Annotated in this window: 18 protein-coding genes and 1 CRISPR repeat array; of the genes, 10 read left to right on the top strand and 8 right to left on the bottom strand. The window is 53.9% G+C overall.

The window, feature by feature from the left end:
* Positions 1 to 18: 18 nt before the first annotated feature.
* From cas7e to cas2e, 5 genes are read left to right on the top strand one after another with little or no spacing between them, the layout of a single operon-like run.
* Positions 19 to 1,110 carry a type I-E CRISPR-associated protein Cas7/Cse4/CasC gene (gene cas7e, locus ACFFLD_RS19240; RefSeq protein ID WP_386043138.1) on the top strand — a complete coding sequence of 364 codons (1,092 nt, stop codon included), beginning with the start codon at positions 19 to 21 and terminating at the stop codon, positions 1,108 to 1,110.
* 9 nt (positions 1,111 to 1,119) lie between these two features.
* Complete coding sequence (gene cas5e, locus ACFFLD_RS19235; protein WP_386043136.1) at positions 1,120 to 1,869, top strand: type I-E CRISPR-associated protein Cas5/CasD; 750 nt, start codon at positions 1,120 to 1,122, stop codon at positions 1,867 to 1,869.
* Entirely contained in the window at positions 1,869 to 2,558 is a 690-nt protein-coding gene (gene cas6e / locus ACFFLD_RS19230) for a type I-E CRISPR-associated protein Cas6/Cse3/CasE (RefSeq protein WP_386043134.1), read from the top strand. Before cas5e ends, cas6e begins: the two co-directional genes overlap by 1 nt.
* Positions 2,559 to 2,567: 9 nt before the next feature.
* Positions 2,568 to 3,488, top strand: a complete 921-nt coding sequence (cas1e, locus tag ACFFLD_RS19225) for a type I-E CRISPR-associated endonuclease Cas1e (protein WP_386043132.1) — start codon at positions 2,568 to 2,570, stop codon at positions 3,486 to 3,488.
* On the top strand, positions 3,489 to 3,782 hold the full coding sequence (cas2e, locus tag ACFFLD_RS19220) for a type I-E CRISPR-associated endoribonuclease Cas2e (RefSeq protein ID WP_386043130.1): 294 nt from the start codon (positions 3,489 to 3,491) through the stop codon (positions 3,780 to 3,782).
* Positions 3,783 to 3,892: 110 nt separating this feature from the next.
* Positions 3,893 to 6,305: a CRISPR direct-repeat array (repeat unit 29 nt; unit sequence CCGATCCCCGCACAGGCGGGGATGAACCG).
* 273 nt (positions 6,306 to 6,578) lie between these two features.
* Here the strand turns inward: cas2e and ACFFLD_RS19215 are convergent.
* Both ACFFLD_RS19215 and ACFFLD_RS19210 read right to left on the bottom strand, forming a co-directional pair.
* A complete protein-coding gene (locus tag ACFFLD_RS19215) occupies positions 6,579 to 6,881 on the bottom strand; it encodes a hypothetical protein (protein WP_386043128.1) in 303 nt (100 codons plus the stop codon).
* 446 nt (positions 6,882 to 7,327) lie between these two features.
* Positions 7,328 to 7,951, bottom strand: coding sequence for a hypothetical protein (locus ACFFLD_RS19210; protein WP_386043126.1), 624 nt, complete (start codon positions 7,949 to 7,951; stop codon positions 7,328 to 7,330).
* Between the two features lie 534 nt (positions 7,952 to 8,485).
* Between ACFFLD_RS19210 and glnA the strand changes: the two genes are divergently transcribed.
* The 4 genes from glnA (at position 8,486) to ntrC (ending at position 13,366) form a co-directional block, all read left to right on the top strand.
* Positions 8,486 to 9,892: a glutamate--ammonia ligase gene (glnA, locus tag ACFFLD_RS19205; protein ID WP_386043124.1), complete on the top strand. Its 1,407-nt coding sequence runs from the start codon at positions 8,486 to 8,488 to the stop codon at positions 9,890 to 9,892.
* Between the two features lie 165 nt (positions 9,893 to 10,057).
* The gene (locus tag ACFFLD_RS19200) at positions 10,058 to 10,663 is read left to right on the top strand and encodes a DUF4124 domain-containing protein (RefSeq protein ID WP_386043122.1); all 606 of its coding nucleotides are present in this window, start codon (positions 10,058 to 10,060) and stop codon (positions 10,661 to 10,663) included.
* A 220-nt stretch (positions 10,664 to 10,883) separates the two neighbouring features.
* Positions 10,884 to 11,942: a nitrogen regulation protein NR(II) gene (gene glnL / locus ACFFLD_RS19195; RefSeq protein WP_386043120.1), complete on the top strand. Its 1,059-nt coding sequence runs from the start codon at positions 10,884 to 10,886 to the stop codon at positions 11,940 to 11,942.
* The gene (gene ntrC, locus ACFFLD_RS19190) at positions 11,939 to 13,366 is read left to right on the top strand and encodes a nitrogen regulation protein NR(I) (RefSeq protein ID WP_386043118.1); all 1,428 of its coding nucleotides are present in this window, start codon (positions 11,939 to 11,941) and stop codon (positions 13,364 to 13,366) included. The genes glnL and ntrC overlap by 4 nt, the downstream gene beginning before the upstream one ends.
* An 85-nt stretch (positions 13,367 to 13,451) precedes the next feature.
* Here the strand turns inward: ntrC and ACFFLD_RS19185 are convergent, their stop codons facing one another.
* From ACFFLD_RS19185 to ACFFLD_RS19175, 3 genes are all read right to left on the bottom strand, one after another.
* Positions 13,452 to 13,625: a DUF6435 family protein gene (locus ACFFLD_RS19185; RefSeq protein ID WP_386043116.1), complete on the bottom strand. Its 174-nt coding sequence runs from the start codon at positions 13,623 to 13,625 to the stop codon at positions 13,452 to 13,454.
* An 80-nt stretch (positions 13,626 to 13,705) separates the two neighbouring features.
* Entirely contained in the window at positions 13,706 to 14,242 is a 537-nt protein-coding gene (locus ACFFLD_RS19180) for a YqiA/YcfP family alpha/beta fold hydrolase (protein ID WP_386043115.1), read from the bottom strand.
* Between the two features lie 4 nt (positions 14,243 to 14,246).
* Positions 14,247 to 14,378 carry an entericidin A/B family lipoprotein gene (locus ACFFLD_RS19175; RefSeq protein WP_386043114.1) on the bottom strand — a complete coding sequence of 44 codons (132 nt, stop codon included), beginning with the start codon at positions 14,376 to 14,378 and terminating at the stop codon, positions 14,247 to 14,249.
* A gap of 750 nt (positions 14,379 to 15,128) precedes the next feature.
* Here ACFFLD_RS19175 and ACFFLD_RS19170 point away from each other — a divergent pair.
* On the top strand, positions 15,129 to 15,260 hold the full coding sequence (locus ACFFLD_RS19170; protein WP_386043113.1) for a hypothetical protein: 132 nt from the start codon (positions 15,129 to 15,131) through the stop codon (positions 15,258 to 15,260).
* Between the two features lie 100 nt (positions 15,261 to 15,360).
* On the opposite strand, the gene ACFFLD_RS19165 is transcribed toward ACFFLD_RS19170, so the two are convergent.
* The 3 genes from ACFFLD_RS19165 to ACFFLD_RS19155 form a co-directional block, all read right to left on the bottom strand.
* On the bottom strand, positions 15,361 to 15,900 hold the full coding sequence (locus ACFFLD_RS19165) for a phosphatase PAP2 family protein (RefSeq protein ID WP_386043112.1): 540 nt from the start codon (positions 15,898 to 15,900) through the stop codon (positions 15,361 to 15,363).
* The gene (locus tag ACFFLD_RS19160; RefSeq protein ID WP_386043111.1) at positions 15,863 to 17,026 is read right to left on the bottom strand and encodes a glycosyltransferase family 4 protein; all 1,164 of its coding nucleotides are present in this window, start codon (positions 17,024 to 17,026) and stop codon (positions 15,863 to 15,865) included. The genes ACFFLD_RS19165 and ACFFLD_RS19160 overlap by 38 nt, the downstream gene beginning before the upstream one ends.
* Positions 17,027 to 17,372: 346 nt before the next feature.
* Positions 17,373 to 18,452 (bottom strand): aldo/keto reductase, encoded by a 1,080-nt coding sequence (locus tag ACFFLD_RS19155; RefSeq protein WP_386043110.1) that lies wholly within the window; start codon positions 18,450 to 18,452, stop codon positions 17,373 to 17,375.
* Between the last annotated feature and the right edge of the window lie 176 nt (positions 18,453 to 18,628).

Below are 18,628 nucleotides of genomic sequence, written 5' to 3'. Positions count from 1 at the left end.
GCGTCCAAGGGGAATTTCATGAGCCACTTTATTCAACTGCACCTGCTGACTTCTTACCCACCTGCCAACTTGAACCGCGATGATCTGGGGCGTCCCAAAACCGCCCTGATGGGCGGCGCCAAGCGCTTGCGTGTTTCATCACAAAGCCTTAAGCGCACTTGGCGTACTTCCACATTGTTTGAAGAAGCCTTGGCAGGGCACGTGGGTACGCGCACTAAGCGGCTAGGGTCGGAAGCCTATAAAGAACTTAAAGAAAAAGGGCTGGATGAGAAAATCGCCGCAGCCAGTGCTGAAAAAATCGCCGGTGTGTTCGGTAAGTTGCGCAAGGTAGAAAAGGGCGAGGCGAAAGAGTTCGAAATTGAGCAGCTGGTACATGTTGGCCTAGAAGAGCGCCAAGCGATTAGCGAGCTGGTAGCAACGTTAGCAGAAGAGAAGCGTGAACCCAACGATGATGAGTTGAAGCTTCTACGTTATAAACCCGCTGCCGCCGATGTGGCACTATTTGGGCGTATGCTGGCCGCCGTGCCTGAATACAACGTGGATGCCGCCTGCCAGGTCGCCCATGCCATCACCGTGCATGCCGCCGAAGTAGAAGACGATTACTTTACCGCAGTAGATGACTTAAACAATGGCGATAAAGACCGGGGCGCGGCACATATTGGTGAAGCGGGCTTTGGTGCTGGGCTCTTTTATCTCTATATCTGCATTGATCGCCAGCAGTTGATTGAGAACCTGCAAGGCAACAGTGAGTTGGCCGACCAGGCAATTGCTGCACTGACAGAAGCCGCTGCCAAAACCTCCCCCAAAGGCAAGCAAAACAGCTTTGGTTCGCGCGCCCATGCAAGCTACGTGCTAGCCGAAAAAGGCAGTCAGCAGCCACGCTCACTCTCCACCGCTTATCTGCGGCCCGTTACCGGCCAGGATCAAACGCTTGATGCGATCAAGCACCTGGAGCGTCAAGCGCAGGCCTTTGATGACGCCTATGAAGCAGGAGCTGACAGCCGTTTTGTCACCAGTGCCGAGCCTAACTATGACGTACCACAGCTAAAAGGCGATGTTAAAAAAGGCAGTCTGAAAGAGCTGATTGCTTTCCTGAAAGCCGATCAATAAGGGGGCGGCATGACCGACTATCTTGTTTTTCGGCTTTACGCGCCGCTTGCCAGCTGGGGCGAGGCCGCCGTGGGTGAAACACGCCCAACGGCTACCTACCCAGGTAAAGGGGCTGTACTTGGCTTACTTGGGGCCGCGCTCGGCATTCGTCGTGATGATGACCAGGGCCAAACACAGCTGCGTGAAAGCATTGCCATGGGGGTAAAGCAATACACGCCTGGCCTATTAATGCGTGACTACCACACGGTACAGGTGCCCGCTACCCAGGCAAAAGTGAGCTATCGCACTCGTAAAGAAGAGCTTAGCGCACCGCGTGATACGCTAAAAACCATACTTTCCAGCCGTGACTACCGCTGCGATGGTCTATGGACAGTGGCTGTCTGGCTGAACCCTGCGGCTAACATGTCACTAGATACGCTAGCGCAAGCATTAAAAACGCCTCATTACCCGCTTTATCTAGGGCGCAAGTCGTGTCCGCCTGCAGCACCCTTGGCGCCTCAGCAGCGTCAGTGCAGCACTCTTAAAGAAGCACTGGATACGCCCTTTACTGCCTTGGTTAATAGCTCGCAGGATAAAATGCTACTGCGTTTTCCTGACGAAGTCTTTTATGCATGGGAAGGCGAAGCCAGTACGCTCGATGGCGATGGTCAGACAGCTGAATACAACGATGTATGGGATTTGCCGCTGAACCGACGCCGCTGGCAATTTGGCTCGCGATTGGAGTTTCGTCGCTCTGTATCAGTAGAGGAGGCGCGCTGATGTATCTCTCACGCGTACGTGTTGATCTGAACGGGCTTTCTCGCGAAAAGCTGTTTGATGTGATGAGTGCCGAAGCTTATACGGCTCATCAACTTTTGTGGCAGCTATTTCCAGATTATGAAGGACCAAGACCCTTTATCTTTCGGCAAGAACTGGAAGAAACAGAAGAGGGAAGAGGTCCCAAAGGGCTACCGCTGTTTTACCTTCTTTCAGATCGTGAGCCCATGTCGGTATCGGGTTTGCTTGAAGCCGAGAGCAAACCGTTTGTACCCGAACTAAACGTGGGGGATAGGCTAGCGTTCCGCCTGCGTGCTAACCCTACTATGGCGGTGGCCGTGCCTGGAAAACGCGGCCAACGGGCCGATGTGTTGATGGCGGCTAAAAAGCCATTTGCGCCCGGCCAGCGCACCAGCCAAGCATGCGTTGATGCCATGAACGGTAAAGCTCGTGAGTGGCTCGAAAGCCGCTCCGAAACATGGGGTTTCCGATTACCGTTTACGCCAGAGTTAGGTGCTTATCGTCAGCATGTGTTGAATAAAGGCAGCGAAAAACCGGTTCAGTTCTCAACTGTAGATTACGAAGGTCTGCTGGAAGTAACCAACCCGGGAAAACTGATTGAAACCATGGCTCACGGTATCGGACGGGCTAAAGCATTTGGCGGCGGCTTGCTACTGCTGCGCCGACCTTAGGAGACCAGCATGGGCTTTATTCCGCTAAAGCCCATTCCCGAAAAAGACCGTATGTCGATGATCTTTATTGGGATGGGGCAGATAGACGTGCGCGACGGTGCTTTTGTCGTTATTGACGAGGTAAACGGTGAGCGCATGCATATACCCGTGGGCTTGGTGGCGTGCTTACTTTTAGAGCCGGGCACGCGAGTTTCTCACGCAGCGGTAAAGTTGGCCGCTACGGTAGGCACTTTGCTGATCTGGGTAGGGGATGCTGGTGTAAGGCTATATAGCGCTGGCCAGCCGGGTGGTGCGCGTTCAGACAAATTGTTGTATCAGGCGCAACTGGCGCTAGATGAAAAGCTGCGACTAAAAGTAGTCCGCAAGATGTTTGAACTACGTTTTGGTGAAGAGCCGCCTTCACGACGTAGCATTGAGCAACTGCGTGGCATTGAAGGCGCCAGAGTTCGCAAAACCTATCAACTGTTGGCGAAACAGTATGGCGTTAAATGGAATGGACGCCGTTACGACCCAAAGCAATGGGACGCCTCCGATGTAGCCAATCAGTGTTTATCCGCAGCGACTGCCTGCCTATACGGAATTACCGAAGCAGCTATTCTGGCCGCTGGCTACGCACCCGCCATCGGATATCTGCACACCGGTAAACCGTTGAGTTTTGTCTACGATATCGCTGACATCGTTAAGTTTGAAACGGTAGTGCCCGCCGCCTTCCGTGTCGCCGCCCGCAATCCGCCCATGCCTGAACGTGAAGTACGCATAGCCTGCCGGGATGCCTTCAAACAATCACGGATACTTCAGCGAATCATCCCCATGATTGAAGACGTGCTTGCGGCGGGTGATATCCAGCCGCCACCACCCGCTCCCGATGCGGTTCTACCTGCTATTCCAGAACCACCCTCGGTTGGTGATGTTGGCCACAGGAGCGGATAAATGGCAATGCTTGTGGTGATTACCGAAGCCGTACCGCCACGCTTACGTGGCAGGTTAGCAGTATGGCTTTTGGAGATTAGGGCGGGCGTTTACGTAGGCGACGTTAACAGGCGTATTCGCGAAATGATCTGGGAACAGGTGGAAGCGCTGGCGGAAGAAGGCAATGTAGCAATGGCCTGGTCTAGCAACCATGAATCGGGCTTTGAATTTCAAACCTATGGTGAAAACCGCCGCGAACCCATCGATCATGACGGGTTACGTTTGGTGCGCTTTTTACCGCCGCAAGTTAACTAACTGATTTTATTGGATCTTTAACAATTTAATGTGGTTAAAAAGTAAGCAAAATAGCTGGTGGATTTTTTATCTGCTATTTTCTTCTTGTAGATCAATTGTCTACCGCAAGTCCGATCCCCGCACAGGCGGGGATGAACCGCACGATACTCTTGAAGCCGATAATAAAGAGCTCCGATCCCCGCACAGGCGGGGATGAACCGGCGGGTTTAATTGGGCAGCGTGGTAGTGACTACCGATCCCCGCACAGGCGGGGATGAACCGGTTCACGCCCTGCTGCTGTGCTGGCCGACTCGCCGATCCCCGCACAGGCGGGGATGAACCGCGCTATCGCTGCAGTGACGACCTGCCAGAAATCCGATCCCCGCACAGGCGGGGATGAACCGGTGAGCAGACATGAGAACGAAGACGCTTAGCGCCGATCCCCGCACAGGCGGGGATGAACCGCTGTTTAGGAACACTCCCCCGCATGACTGACACCGATCCCCGCACAGGCGGGGATGAACCGGATTCCGGTCAATTCGTAATGAGTTGGTCGGTCCGATCCCCGCACAGGCGGGGATGAACCGGTAAGACCGATCAGCGCATTGTAGAGGTACACTCCGATCCCCGCACAGGCGGGGATGAACCGGAAGACGCTGCCGAGGCCGAAAAGACACCTGAGCCGATCCCCGCACAGGCGGGGATGAACCGCCTTGATCAAATCGGGATTATTGATGCCATATCCGATCCCCGCACAGGCGGGGATGAACCGCAAACGCTTGGTATGGGCACTAGCGCAGCCACCCGATCCCCGCACAGGCGGGGATGAACCGTCGACATATCGTCCGGCCGGACAATTTCGGCACCGATCCCCGCACAGGCGGGGATGAACCGGAAATAGATGCGGGCAATAGCATCTTGCCAGCCCGATCCCCGCACAGGCGGGGATGAACCGGATGATCGCGTCATCACTCGATCAAATGGCGCCCGATCCCCGCACAGGCGGGGATGAACCGCGCTGAAACTTGTAGCGCTGATCGAGCAGCTGCCGATCCCCGCACAGGCGGGGATGAACCGGTTACGGCTTCCTCGACGAGTTAGATATCTCGCCGATCCCCGCACAGGCGGGGATGAACCGCCTCTCATTTTTTCTAGCCATATGCTTCAGTCCCGATCCCCGCACAGGCGGGGATGAACCGGTCGATCTGACTATGGCCACGCTTAAAACGGACCGATCCCCGCACAGGCGGGGATGAACCGTGAGCAGCGCAAGATCAAGCGGGAGCAAGAGAACCGATCCCCGCACAGGCGGGGATGAACCGAATGCCGCCGCAATTGCGCAAACAGTTCATCACCGATCCCCGCACAGGCGGGGATGAACCCCAGGCGCACCGATGATCGTCGGCACTTCGGCACCGATCCCCGCACAGGCGGGGATGAACCGGTGTGCAGGGCTTTCGAGTAAGCGGCTTGCGCCCGATCCCCGCACAGGCGGGGATGAACCGCAGCGGTAAATCTGTATCGAGCGTGCTTACCCCCGATCCCCGCACAGGCGGGGATGAACCGCTGTCTGCATCGTAGCTATTCAGTTCAAACATCCGATCCCCGCACCGGCGGGGATGAACCGGAAACCGAGGCCTAGCCCTTCCGGAGTTCGTCCCGATCCCCGCACAGGCGGGGATGAACCGCCAGTGAGCCAGATACCAAAAGATCAGCGTCCCCGATCCCCGCACAGGCGGGGATGAACCGGTGGTGCGCGAGGCGACTGAAGAGGAAATCAAACCGATCCCCGCACAGGCGGGGATGAACCGCGATTACAAGCAGCTTCATAAATCCCCCTTAGTCCGATCCCTGCACAGGCGGGGATGAACCGGCTGTTATCTAATGCCTCTTTTAGCTTGGATACCGATCCCCGCACAGGCGGGGATGAGCCGCGCTTTGCGGCCTCGGCTAAAACTAGGTCGGCCCGATCCCCGCACAGGCGGGGATGAACCGCCTACGATAAGCCGCCTTACGAGTGGTGATACCCGATCCCCGCACAGGCGGGGATGAACCGACGTGTCGGTGCGCCAGTACGTGGACCTCGATCCGATCACCGCACAGGCGGGGATGAACCGGTTGGTGCTGATTAAGCAAGGCTATGACAGCACCGATCCCCGCACAGGCGGGGATGAACCGTATCACCCAATCGGCGCGCTGGATAAAAACATCCGATCCCCGCACAGGCGGGGATGAACCGTCTTGAATAGCCAACTTCATCGCTTCGAAACGCCGCTCCCCGCGCAGGCGGGGATGAACCGTAGGCTTCCATCAGGCGGTCAATGGCAAGAGGCCGCTCCCCGCGCAGGCGGGGATGAACCGCCCATTATTTGAAAGAGCCCCCAGCTTGCGGATCGCTCCCTGCATAGGCGGGAATGAACCGGACGGCGTTCAGATTATCCCTGTTAGCGAGGTCTGCTCCCCGCACGGGCGGGGATGAACCGCAGCCGCATTACATCTATCGAGCCGATTGAGACCGATCCCCGAACGAGCGGGGATGAAGCGACATAGGCATTCTCAAGGATTCGTGAGGTGTCCCGATCCCTGCAAGGAGGGGATGAACCGCGAGCAGCAGCTCGCCGCCGTTCGCACGTACTCCGATTTCTGCACAGGCGGGGGTGAATACTACCGGCATATCAGCAGCGGTAGCTCAGAGATAGATGCTGATATGAAAGCTACGTTTTCCTGAATAGCGATAAGTGTGCGCGGCTCGTTGCGGTAGAGCGTTACTACACCGCCACCCCATTGGGTGGCGGTGTGAAGCTGGGCGGGAAGGGGTTAGGCGTCCTTGGGTGTTGTTTCCATGGCGCGTTTGTCGTCGGGCAAGCGGACGATATGACCTACTTCCAGTTTTTGATGGTGTTGGTGACGGCCGCCTTGGGAATCAATGATGGCGACGACTTCGCCAATACTAACGGCATCGTCTTCCCGGTAGGCTTCTACTTTCACGCGCACCATGGCGCCTTGGTAGCGTGCCGAGATAATGTCACCCGGGTCAGGGGCACGATGATCCGGATCGTTTTTAAAATACTCACTAACGCTGGCGCTGCCTGGCGCGTCCCATTCGATATGCTGATGCATCGGTATCTTCCTTGTCGTGTTGAATGTCTCTTTAGTGTAGTGCGTTCAACCGCTTACCGCCTGCGTACTTTCGGAACTTGCGTTACCTGCTCGGCCTTTTTCCGTTCGTTCTTACTCCGGCGACTCGTCGCTTGTTTGTCCCAAATACTTAAATAGGCAGCTAAACGCAGTAGGTAGGCTAGCATGCCTGTCGTGCCAAGTATGGTCGCCTGGGTCAAGGTCACGCCGCACAGCGTTAGGCGGAAGGCGTCCATCGTTTGGGGTATACAGAGGGAAAGGCAGATCTACGCCAATATCACGACACTGGGAGCGATGCTATTTGGCAAGCGGTTGAAAGTTAAGTAAACCGTAAGCGATTGAACTGAACAGTGAAAAGCGTCACTGGTGTGGCGAGGGTCGTTAAGATGGTGAAAAAGAGACTCGATGAATGCGCGGTAATAGAAGCATTATGGCCGCGGAGTACAGGAGCGGTCGGGAACCTTGGTGAGCACCGGCGGAGATGACTCGCTCATTTGGCTTTGTAAGTGACCATTGTAGGTTTTTAAACGGGTGGGGCAGGCGTGTAAGCGTTGCAAGAAATCATCAATCGCTCTGTCGTTATCCAAGTCTGGGTCAAACCCGCCTAAGCGCTCAAACCACGCCTGTCTCACGGCAATGTAGGAGGGTAACAACAGCGTATTTGCCAACACACGCCGCAAGATCCGCTCGGATAAAGAGGGTTGGGCAAGGCCAATAATTAATGCATCCAGCGTATGGGTATTCAATTGCGAGTAGAGCAGGCCCCACTGGTGGGCAGGAATCGGCTGTTTTTGTACCGCAATGATTAACCAGTCGGCCTGGCTGGTAAACGCCGCCTTATTAAGGCGAGTGCCTAGAGGAAGGGCAGGGGTAATCAGGCAGTAAGTATGATAGCGCTGTTCAATATCGTTCAGGCGCGGCTGAGGGTGCGTTCCTGTCACCAAAATGGGCAGCAGGTCGTTAGCGATCCCGGATCCACGTATGGATTGTAAATGGCGCGGTAAGTTTGCCCCCGTCACCAGGGTGTCAACTATAAAGCAGACCGATCCCATCTACCGACTCCAATTGTGAGCAAATCTATCATATTGTAATTTATTGTAGTATCTGGCTGGTTTGTGTAGCAAGTAAAAAAGCTTGTGGGCCAAAAATGAGGGTTCATTATTATTAGTGGTTGAAAATGGTGCATATTTAGATGTTGTTGCACTTATTTGGTGCGTAAAAGACTTTAGTAACCACTTCCTTGTCGTTTAGAAGGAGTGCTGCGTCATCAAGTGGCATTTTTAAAATCTTTAAAAATAATAGCTTGGGGTTTTCTTATGCCATATTGGTGCATTTTTGGCATGGTATGTGCTTAGGATTGGTAGTAAGTTTTTTAGCGGTTAGCGGGGCGTAGGCATAAGCCTTGCGACGTGCTAAAACGATAGCCGGTCTGAAAGGCTCGCTAAGCGTTTTGTTCACCCTTCTCAGGCAAACGTTGAGCGAACAAAAATGACAAACATGTGGTTTTACACGTATTTTGTCTGACAACACTTTTATCGGTAGCTTACTGTCGTTAGCTTTAAGCCACGCTCATTCCGGAGGACACTATGTCAGCTAAGACGCTCGCGCTAATTGAAGAAAATGATGTTAAATGGGTAGATCTACGCTTCACCGACACGCGTGGTAAAGAGCAGCACGTGACCGTGCCTGCTCGCGATGTAAACGAAGAGTTTTTCGAGAATGGCCAGATGTTTGATGGCTCTTCTATCGAGGGTTGGAAGGGCATTAACGAATCCGACATGATTCTGCGCCCTGAAGATGGTACCGCGTTCCTCGACCCCTTCACCGAAGACGCTACCCTGATTCTGCGCTGCGACATCATCGAGCCTGCCACCATGCAGGGCTACGATCGTGATCCGCGCTCTATTGCCAAGCGCGCAGAGGCTTATCTGCAGTCAACCGGCCTGGGCGATACGGCATTTTTTGGTCCTGAGCCTGAGTTCTTTATTTTTGACGAAGTGCATTGGAAATCCGATATTCAGGGCTCCATGTACAAAATCACTTCCGAGGAAGGCGCCTGGGCAACCGATAGCCGCGTTGAAGGTGGCAACCTGGGTCACCGCCCACGCGTTAAAGGCGGCTACTTCCCGGTTCCGCCGGTCGATAGCTTCCACGATATTCGTGGCGCCATGTGTAACACGCTGGAAGCGATTGGTCAGACCGTCGAGGTTCACCACCACGAAGTGGCCAATGCGGGTCAGAATGAAATCGGCGTTAAATTCAACACGCTGGTGAAGAAGGCTGACGAAGTTCAGGAAATGAAGTACGTGATTCACAACGTGGCTCACGCTTACGGTAAAACCGCTACCTTCATGCCGAAGCCGCTGGTAGGTGATAACGGTTCGGGTATGCACGTACACCAGTCGTTCTGGAAAGATGGCCAGAACCAGTTTGCCGGTGACGAGTACGCGGGCCTGTCTGAAATGGCGCTTTACTACATTGGCGGTGTGATCAAGCATGCTCGCGCTTTGAACGCCTTCACCAACGCCTCTACCAACTCGTACAAGCGTCTGGTACCAGGTTTTGAAGCGCCGGTCATGCTGGCCTACAGCGCCCGTAACCGTTCAGCATCTATCCGTATTCCGTACACGGCCAGCCCGAAAGGTAAGCGCGTTGAAACTCGCTTCCCTGACCCGACTGCCAACCCGTACCTGGCGTTTGCTGCCCTGCTGATGGCGGGTATCGACGGTATCAAGAACAAGATCCATCCTGGCGATGCCATGGATAAGAACCTGTATGACCTGCCGCCAGAAGAAGGCAAGTCCGTACCGACCGTGGCCAACAGCCTGGATCAAGCCCTGGAAGCGCTCGACGCTGACCGTGCGTTCCTGACCGAAGGTGGTGTGTTCACCGACGACATGATCGATGCCTACATCGAACTCAAGATGGAAGAAGTGGAGCGTATTCGTATGACGACGCACCCGATTGAGTTTGATATGTACTATAGCTGTTAAGTACAGCTGTTAAGTACAGCTACTAATCAGCGTTACTCGCCCTTGGCTGTTACTATCAGCGAAGCGGTGTAATAGCTGTTAAAGCAGCGATTTAAAGAGTGACCAAAACCCCGCTTCGGCGGGGTTTTTTCGTTAGGGAGAGAAGCGCGTATGGCGGTGAGCGCAATGAGCATAAAACGCACGCTGGCTACCGTTGCCGGGTGTGGAGCGCTACAACGGTGCGTCAGCAAAGTAAGCGTGGTTAGTTTGCTGGTGGGCGGGGTACTGGTGGTAGGTGCGCTGATGGGGAGTATGGAGGGCGCATTCGGGCAAACCGTTTATCGGGTGACCGATCAACACGGCAACATTACCTTTACGGATAATCCTGGCCTGGGTGGCGAGGCGTTGGAACTGGCACCCTTGCCCAGCCTGCCGCCTGCATTAAGAGCGGCAATGGCTAATCATGGGGATACGCCTGCCCCTGCGCGATCACGAGGCAAGCCAGGTCAGCCATTTATGCCCTATGACCACTTTTCGATTGCATTGCCCCAGCAGGGCTCATCTGTGGCGGAGGGAATGACCGCCGTGGAAATGTCCATTGCACCGCCGTTGCGCGAAGACCATATGGTGCGGCTACTGGTGGATGGTCATATCAGCCAGTCGGCGCTACACAGTGATGTGTTCTGGTTAACGGGGTTGTCATCAGGGCCACATGAGCTTCAGGGTGAGTTGCTGGATAGCAGCCAACGTTTACAGCATCGTACCGCAGTCGTGACCGTGATCGTTCCTTGAGTGTCCTGCTTGAAAATTGAATGCACCAATATGGTGCTTAAAGGAGTGAGTACTGGGTTGGTCGTGCGCTAAAACGAGTCACGTTGCTTGCCTGCTCTGCTCGCAAGCCGTGCAAATAGGCATCGCTGCGTAATTGGCGCGCTTTTTGCAGTTCCCTCATTGATTATTCACCGGTAGGTCTGTGACGGCGATGGAAGACACGACTATTCAGGACACCACCATGCATCAGCGTTTGCTTGAGCATCTCACCACCGCAGTATTGCTGCTGGACGGCGACCTGCGTGTGCGCTGGATGAACCCGGCTGCTGAAGCCTTGCTAGCGGTCAGCCTTAGCCGAGTTCACGGAATTAGCCTGGACACCCTGCTTGGCGGTGATGAAAGCATTGATGATGTGTTGGCCAAAGCGCGGGATGCGTTTCATCCCTACACCCAGCGCGAAGCACGTATTACACCGCTAAATAGTGAACAGCTTACCGTCGATTATACGGTCACGCCGTTATCGGATGATGAATTACTGTTAGAAGTGGAGCCACGCGATCGGCTAATGCAAATCTCCCGCGAAGAGGCGCTTACCACCCGCCAAGAGACGATTAAGATACTCGCCCGGGGGCTGGCCCATGAAGTGAAAAATCCACTGGGCGGTATTCGCGGTGCAGCTCAGCTATTAGAGCGGGACTTAGACGACCCAGCGCTGCGTGAATACACCCATATCATCGTCGAAGAGGTAGATCGGCTGCGTGATCTGGTGGATTCCATGCTCGGCCCTAATCGAATCCTCAAACACGAGCCGGTCAACATTCATAAAGTGCTGGAGCGGGTGCGGGCACTGCTGATTGCCGAGCATCCCAGTGTCGTTATTAGCCGTGACTATGATCCTAGCCTGCCTGACCTTTCCGGGGATGAAGCACAAATGATCCAGGCGGTGCTCAATGTGGCGCGCAATGCGGTTCAGGCGATGAACGATGCGCAAACGCCGGATCCCTCCTTAATACTCCGCACCCGCGCGCGTCGCCAGTTTACGCTTGGCGCTGAGCGTCACCGGCTAGTCAGTGAAGTGGCGGTCATTGATAACGGCCCCGGCATTCCCGATGCGCTGCAGGAAACGCTGTTTTATCCGATGGTGTCAGGGCGTGCGGAAGGTAGCGGGCTTGGGCTCTCTATCGCCCAGTCGATATTGCACCAGCATCAAGGATTGATCGAATGCGACTCTCGAGCAGGACACACCGAATTTCGTTTACTGATTCCATTGGTTATTAATTTCACCGGAGAAGCGTCATGACTGAGGCTACACGTAATGATGTTGCGCGGGTGGTCATTGTCGATGATGACCGCGCTATCCGCTGGGTGCTGGAACGTGCGCTGGCGCAACCCGATCTTGACGTAGAATGTATCGAGCGTGCCGACGTTGCTCTGGCACGTTTGTTGGAAAGCCCCCCGGATGTACTCGTCACCGATATACGGATGCCCGGTATCGATGGGCTGGATCTGATGGCGAGAGTGCGTGAAGCGCATCCTGATCTGCCGGTAATTGTGATGACGGCCCACTCCGACCTGGACAGCGCCGTGGCTTCTTATCAAGGCGGAGCGTTTGAGTATTTGCCCAAGCCGTTTGATGTTGATGAAGCACTGGCTCTTGTGCGTCGCGCGGTAGCCCATGCTCGTGAACGCCAGCGCCCGGTCACGGTGCCAGAAGGCCTTAATGCCGAAATTATTGGTGAAGCCCCCGCCATGCAAGAGGTGTTCCGTGCTATTGGCAGGCTTTCCCACTCGCATATCACGGTGTTGATTAACGGTGAATCGGGGACCGGTAAAGAGCGTGTCGCGCAGGCGCTCCATCAGCATAGTCCGCGTGCCGGTAAGCCGTTTATTGCGCTTAATATGGCGGCGATTCCGCGCGACTTAATCGAATCTGAACTATTTGGCCATGAGAAGGGGGCCTTTACGGGGGCCGCGCAGCAGCGCCAGGGGCGGTTTGAACAAGCTAACGGTGGCACGCTGTTTTTAGATGAAATAGGCGATATGCCAGCGGAAACGCAAACACGCCTGTTGCGGGTGCTGGCCGATGGTGAGTTTTATCGGGTCGGCGGGCATACACCGGTCAAAGTAGATGTACGGATAATCGCCGCCACCCACCAGAATTTAGAGGTATTGGTGGATGATGGACGATTCCGGGAGGATTTGTTCCACCGCTTGAATGTCATTCGTATCCACTTACCCAAGCTTGCCGAGCGGCGTGAAGACATCCCTCGCTTAACCCGCCATTTTTTAGCCGAAGCAGCAAAAGAGCTCACCACCGATATCAAAGTGCTGACCAGCGATGCTGAGGCTCACTTAACGCGGCTGCCCTGGCCTGGCAACGTACGCCAGCTTGAAAACATTTGCCGCTGGCTTACCGTGATGGCGTCAGGGCGGGAAATCCTGGTTGAAGACTTGCCCCCCGAACTGCGTTCACCCAGCGCTGCCCAGAGCAGTGTCCATGGCGACTGGCGCACAGCGTTTAGAGACTGGGCGGATCACGCCCTGGCAGAAGGCCATACCCATTTGCTGGAAGAGGCAGTGCCTGATTTCGAGCGAATTTTGATCGAGACGGCACTGAAACATACCGGCGGGCGCAAAGGCGAGGCCGCCGAGCTACTTGGCTGGGGGCGTAATACGCTCACCCGCAAATTGAAGACCTTGCTACCGGCCCTCGCTGACGAATAGGCACTGCTCGACACCAAGTAAGTAAGGTACACCGTCTCGGCCAAGCGCCGGGGCGTATGGCCGTGTAAGCAATGTCAGCAGCAGGTCACTGGTTTGCCTCAATACGCTTGATTTCAGCCAGCAGCGCTTCTGCTTCCTCGGTAAGGGTGGCATTGGCACGCATATCGCCATTGCGCGAGGCCTCCATCGCGGCTTGAAGTTTGCGCTCGTAGTCTTGTTGAAGTTTCTTTTTAGGGTTGCTCTTGAATAGACCAAACATGAACCTTCTCCTTCAGTGTGTACATTATATGTACACTACTTGTATAGGTTTTGACGGCCCATGTCGAATATTTGTTTTCGTTAAGCTGACGCCCCCTCTTCATCAAGCGCACTGCATTGACGTAAAAAGCGCTCAAAGTCGAGCAAAATAGTATCAAGGCTTGCATGTAAACGATGGTCGTCGTCTACCATGCGTAGCGATAGCCGTTGTCGCCTTGCATGTTCAATCACCGGTTCGGGTGGAACGACGTCGTCCCGCCAGCCATGGATAATATGGGTGTGGCGGGCCTGGATAGTCAGTGATGTTTCCGGGTAGTCGACTAACCCCAGAGCGGGAGCCAGCAAAAAGCAGCCCAGTACCGGCTGCTGCGCGCTCACCGCTGCACTAAGCCAGCCCCCCAAGCTTGAACCTGCCAGCACACGCCGGGCAGGATCGTCTCCCCGTTCGGCAATCACGCCTAGCAAATGCTGAAGGCGCTGTGCTGGCTCGGCCATCCCGCGATAGTCCATAACCACGGGCTCAACGTTATCCAGCTTTTCAGCAATCCCTTTCATCGCTTGGGTTTTAAGTGCTCCCGGTCCGCTTTCCAAGCCATGGGATAAATAAACACTCATCATAGCGCTAGCCCGCTGAGCGTTGGATGGCTTGGCCACCCTGTTCGATGTCTTCGCCTGCACCCCGAATGGTATTGCAACCGCTCACAAGCAGGAGGGTGATCAGGATCAATATGCCAAGTGCCACCATGCGTTTCATAGGGAGTTCCTTGAGCTGTCGCGATGAAGAGAGGTAATAAAGCAATCGACACACATATGAATCAGTCGTGTAGGAAAGTAAAAATAATCGCTGTGGGGAGCTTTAGCTATCGTTTTCATCAGTGCTAGGCAAAGCATTGGGTTTATTAACAGTATTTTTATGTCGCATGTGTCAGTTTTATACATGCAAACACTCTCAAGTAGAGTGATAGGTGGCACGCGTTGTTTTTTTAAGCCATTGTTTTGTAAGTTTTTTTATATTTTAAGATCAGGTTGGCCCAATGCCTGCAACTACTGTTTAGCAACACGGAAGTTGTATTACGCATCAAGGAGAGTAACAGTCTTACAGGTCAGCTAGTGATGCCTACTGTGACCAGGGATAGAAAAAACTAAGACTGAGGTAGATGAAGCTGAGTGAGTGGGCAGGCAGCGAACAGGAAGGCAGGGAGCCGACAAACAGACAGGACGTCCAAGGAACTCCGCCCACTCACTAGGTGCAACGCAAGGAGGCGGTGTTCATCAACTCAGGGAGCGAACTGATGCGAAACAGCCATCTCGGCAATATGAGGTGGTTTTTTTGCATGCCTGCAGCTTTCTAAACTTATGATAACTGGCGATTTTTTAAAACATTATGTTTTTCGCATAATTGTTGTAAAGATAGTAGTGGCGTTTTGGTCTATCCTTTGTGAAATCAAAATGCAGCGGTTAGAAAACGTCAACGTAGCGACCGCGCACTATCAGGGACAAGATTATGGCGATGGCATTGATGTTATGCATGTTTATTTTGTTCTTAGGGTTCTCCGGTGTCGGCGTATATATGATGTTTAAAACGTCATTTATGGCCCGTATTGATGAACGCGATGATATGCCACCTGATATGTAAGTATTTATTTTTAAAAGAATAAAAATGGAAGTAGAAAATAAAAAAACGCCCGCTTATGCGGGCGTTTTACGTTTCTGGTCTATCACTTGGTCGCTGTGCGTTAGCCCATCCAGTAAAGGCTGAGTAGAGCAAACGCATAGCCTAAGGCAGCACCCGCCAGTACGTCGCTAACGTAATGAAGCCCTAGCCCAACACGGGAAATGGCAATCAGCAGCGTTAACGGTAATACCACCGGTAGCAGCCATGGCGTGTGAGCTGCTACCAGTACACTAAACATCACCGCATGCATGGTATGGCCGCTGGGAAAACTATAGCGATCACGTGCAGGTTCACAGCACTCAATGCCCCCCTCATAGGTGATGAAGGGCCGCTCACGGCACAGGCGCGTTTTTACCAGTCGATAAACAGCCACAGCAAGCAGTGCAATAACCGTGTACTGCATGACTCGCCAGGCGCCGTCAGGCTGAAGCCAAGGCTGAGCGAGAATGAGCAACACCCAAACGGGCCAATCACCTAAACGACTAGCGGCTTGCAGAGTGAGTCGCCAGGGGCGGTAGAGCGATAGACGCGATACGCGCTGGCAGAGTTGCCACTCCAGTAGGTCAAGACGGTCGAATACCACAAGCGGTCGCGGTCGCATGATGAGCCTCCTGGGCTTGTTGTAAGTACTGCAAAAACTGCTCGGCAATTCCCTTCCAGCTTTGCTCAAGTGCGCGTAAGCGGGCTACCCGACCTAAACGAGAGTAATCGGCTGGATGCTGGCAAAGTTCCACCGCGGCCTGTTGGAAGGCAGCACTATCCCCAGCGGGTACGGTGATACCGTTATGACCACTCGTGATCAGTTCGGCACTGGCCGCGTGGTGATAGGCCACCACGGCTAAACCACTGGCCATGGCCTCTGCCACCACATTGCCCCAGGTTTCAGAAAGTGAAGGGAAAATAAACAAATCGGCGCTGGCATAGTGGCGAGCGAGCGCTTCTTGGCCTACAAAACCGGTGAAATGGGCATCGGGCAACGACTTTTCCAACTGGGCCCGAGCGGGCCCATCGCCGACGATCACCTGTGCTATATCAGGGCGTACTTCGCGCATGGCTTGGAAGCTTTCGTGCAGCAGTGTGAGATTCTTTTCTGCAGCTAAGCGGCCAACATATAATGCAACCGGTTGATGTTCGCTGACGCCCCAGCGCTGGCGTAATTGGGCATCACGGTGAGAGGGGGAGAAGCGCTCACCGTCCAGCCCACGTGATAACACATGAACATCGTGAATTCCCTGATGCTCAAGCGCCGTCGCTTGTTGCTGGGTGGGCACCAGCGTTAACCCACAACCATTATGAAAATAACGCAGATAGCGGCGAGCCGTGGGAGCTAACCATGTCACGCCATAGTCTTCGCAATAATGGTCAAAATTAGTGTGCCAGCCTGCGACCAGCGGAATATTGAGCTGTTGTGCTGCTCGGCGAGCTGCCCATCCCAGCGGCCCTTGAGTCGCTAAATAAATAACGTCGGGGCGATGTTGGCGCCAAAAATGACGCAGTGTGGCGGGTCTTACCAATCCTACCTGAACATCGGAGTAACCGGGCAGGGCAAGTCGTTGTACTTGCAGTTCATTGTTAATGCCCGACGCCTTGCCATCGGCTCGAGGGCGAGGACGAATAACATCCACTGGCACGTCTTGCCAATTTAGTTCATCGCTTAATCGACTCAGTGTATGGGCAACGCCATTGATATCCGGTGACCATGTTTCACTAACGATGCAGAGCCGCATTAGCGATCCCTTCCTTTATCACGTTTTTATGCAGTGTGGGCAGCGGCAGTGACACTGCCGAGTCAAACATGTGAACAACTGATGACATGCTCTAATGTGTTTAGCATAGAAAGAGGCGTCGTTATTTATTTAAATAAACAACAAAAGTTAACATTCAGGGGGCGGGGTAGGCAGGGCATTTTAAAAGCGTGCGTTAAGAAGCGGTTATTAAAATAAAAACAGCTCTTTTAAGTTACTTTTAATAACATTTTATGGGCTTTATGTCGGTATGGGCGACCCATACCGACATAAATAGGTTTATGAATGGTCGTTAAATAGATACTGGTTCACGGTAAGGATGAGCTGATTAACGCTCGTCATTACGGTTATCGATCGTTTTACGGTAGTTGTCGATAAACGGCTGCTCCGCTTTATCAATGCGATCCATACCCGCCACCACGCGGTGCCAGTACGGGTATTGCGGCGCCGGACGTGTCGCGGCTTCAATACGCTCAATCTCTTCCTGACTCAGCGAAAGCTCCGTTGCTGCCAGGTTATCATTCAAGTGATCTTCATTGCGTGCCCCAACAATGAGCGATGTCACCCCCGGACGGTCTTTCAGCCAAGCAAGGCACGTGCGTGGGATGGAGGCATTATGGGCGTCGCCAATCTCCGCCAGCAGCTCGATAATATCGTAGGCGCGCTCCATATCATGCACATAAGGCTCGGGCCAGCCGTTGCCCTGACGAGTACCTTCCGGTGCTTTTTGGCCTCGGCGTACCTTACCGTTAAACAGCCCTTCACCAAGCGGCCCCCATACCAGCGTGCCGATATTCTGGTCGATCGCCAGCGGCATCAGTTCATACTCAGCCTCGCGCGACTCAGGCGTGTAGTAAATCTGTTGGCTAATAGGGCCAGGCAGGTTGTGAAGCTCGGCTTTACCGATGGTTTTCATCATCTGCCAACCAGTGAAGTTAGACGTGCCGTAGTAGCGAATCTTACCGCTATGTACAAGGTGGTCCAGCGCGTACAGCATCTCTTCGATGGGGGTAACGCCGTCCCAATTATGAATCTGATAAAGATCAATGTGATCCGTATTCAGACGTTTAAGGCTCGCTTCGCAGGCACGGATTAAGTGATAGCGTGAGAAGCCACTGTTATTGGGGTTGTCTCCCAGTGGACTGCGCGCCTTAGAGGCCAGGATCATATCCTGACGCTTATCGCCGAGCGTTTTACCGACGATCTCCTCGGCTTCTCCCATCGAGTAGAGATCGGCGGTATCAATCAAATTCACCCCTGAATCAGCAGCGATATCAATTAGCCGGCGCGCGCCCTCTACATCAACACTGGCGGCTTTCTCGAAGCCACCACTGCCGCCAAACGGGACGGTGCCAAGCACCATTTCTGATACCAATAAACCTGAATTACCTAACGGACGATATTTCATATCAACAGCATCCTTGTTTGTTGAGCATTAATCTTTCGTCGTATCCCCCCAAAGACTAGGAGATGCAGCGCACTTGTCAAAATCGCGGTTATTTAACTAACGAGGAACAGGCTGACGGGATCTGCCCTCAACCACTATTGGCATGTTCCGAAAATGCTAATAGATATATAGGGTTA

It is taken from the genome of Vreelandella sulfidaeris (genome assembly GCF_042429665.1).
GTDB lineage: Bacteria > Pseudomonadota > Gammaproteobacteria > Pseudomonadales > Halomonadaceae > Vreelandella.
Note: the sequence above shows the minus strand (reverse complement) of the source record. Positions and strands in the feature narration are given on the sequence as shown.

Coding starts and splice junctions, on each gene's coding strand:
- ACFFLD_RS19160 (WP_386043111.1), bottom strand. CDS start 17,026: ATGCGGCTCTGCATCGTTAGTGAAACATGGTCACCGGATATCAATGGC.
- glnL (WP_386043120.1), top strand. CDS start 10,884: ATGCATCAGCGTTTGCTTGAGCATCTCACCACCGCAGTATTGCTGCTG.
- ACFFLD_RS19170 (WP_386043113.1), top strand. CDS start 15,129: ATGGCGATGGCATTGATGTTATGCATGTTTATTTTGTTCTTAGGGTTC.
- ACFFLD_RS19180 (WP_386043115.1), bottom strand. CDS start 14,242: ATGATGAGTGTTTATTTATCCCATGGCTTGGAAAGCGGACCGGGAGCA.
- ACFFLD_RS19200 (WP_386043122.1), top strand. CDS start 10,058: ATGAGCATAAAACGCACGCTGGCTACCGTTGCCGGGTGTGGAGCGCTA.
- ACFFLD_RS19185 (WP_386043116.1), bottom strand. CDS start 13,625: ATGTTTGGTCTATTCAAGAGCAACCCTAAAAAGAAACTTCAACAAGAC.
- cas5e (WP_386043136.1), top strand. CDS start 1,120: ATGACCGACTATCTTGTTTTTCGGCTTTACGCGCCGCTTGCCAGCTGG.
- ACFFLD_RS19165 (WP_386043112.1), bottom strand. CDS start 15,900: ATGCGACCGCGACCGCTTGTGGTATTCGACCGTCTTGACCTACTGGAG.
- cas7e (WP_386043138.1), top strand. CDS start 19: ATGAGCCACTTTATTCAACTGCACCTGCTGACTTCTTACCCACCTGCC.
- cas1e (WP_386043132.1), top strand. CDS start 2,568: ATGGGCTTTATTCCGCTAAAGCCCATTCCCGAAAAAGACCGTATGTCG.
- cas6e (WP_386043134.1), top strand. CDS start 1,869: ATGTATCTCTCACGCGTACGTGTTGATCTGAACGGGCTTTCTCGCGAA.
- ACFFLD_RS19210 (WP_386043126.1), bottom strand. CDS start 7,951: ATGGGATCGGTCTGCTTTATAGTTGACACCCTGGTGACGGGGGCAAAC.
- cas2e (WP_386043130.1), top strand. CDS start 3,489: ATGGCAATGCTTGTGGTGATTACCGAAGCCGTACCGCCACGCTTACGT.
- ntrC (WP_386043118.1), top strand. CDS start 11,939: ATGACTGAGGCTACACGTAATGATGTTGCGCGGGTGGTCATTGTCGAT.
- ACFFLD_RS19175 (WP_386043114.1), bottom strand. CDS start 14,378: ATGAAACGCATGGTGGCACTTGGCATATTGATCCTGATCACCCTCCTG.
- ACFFLD_RS19155 (WP_386043110.1), bottom strand. CDS start 18,452: ATGAAATATCGTCCGTTAGGTAATTCAGGTTTATTGGTATCAGAAATG.
- ACFFLD_RS19215 (WP_386043128.1), bottom strand. CDS start 6,881: ATGCATCAGCATATCGAATGGGACGCGCCAGGCAGCGCCAGCGTTAGT.
- glnA (WP_386043124.1), top strand. CDS start 8,486: ATGTCAGCTAAGACGCTCGCGCTAATTGAAGAAAATGATGTTAAATGG.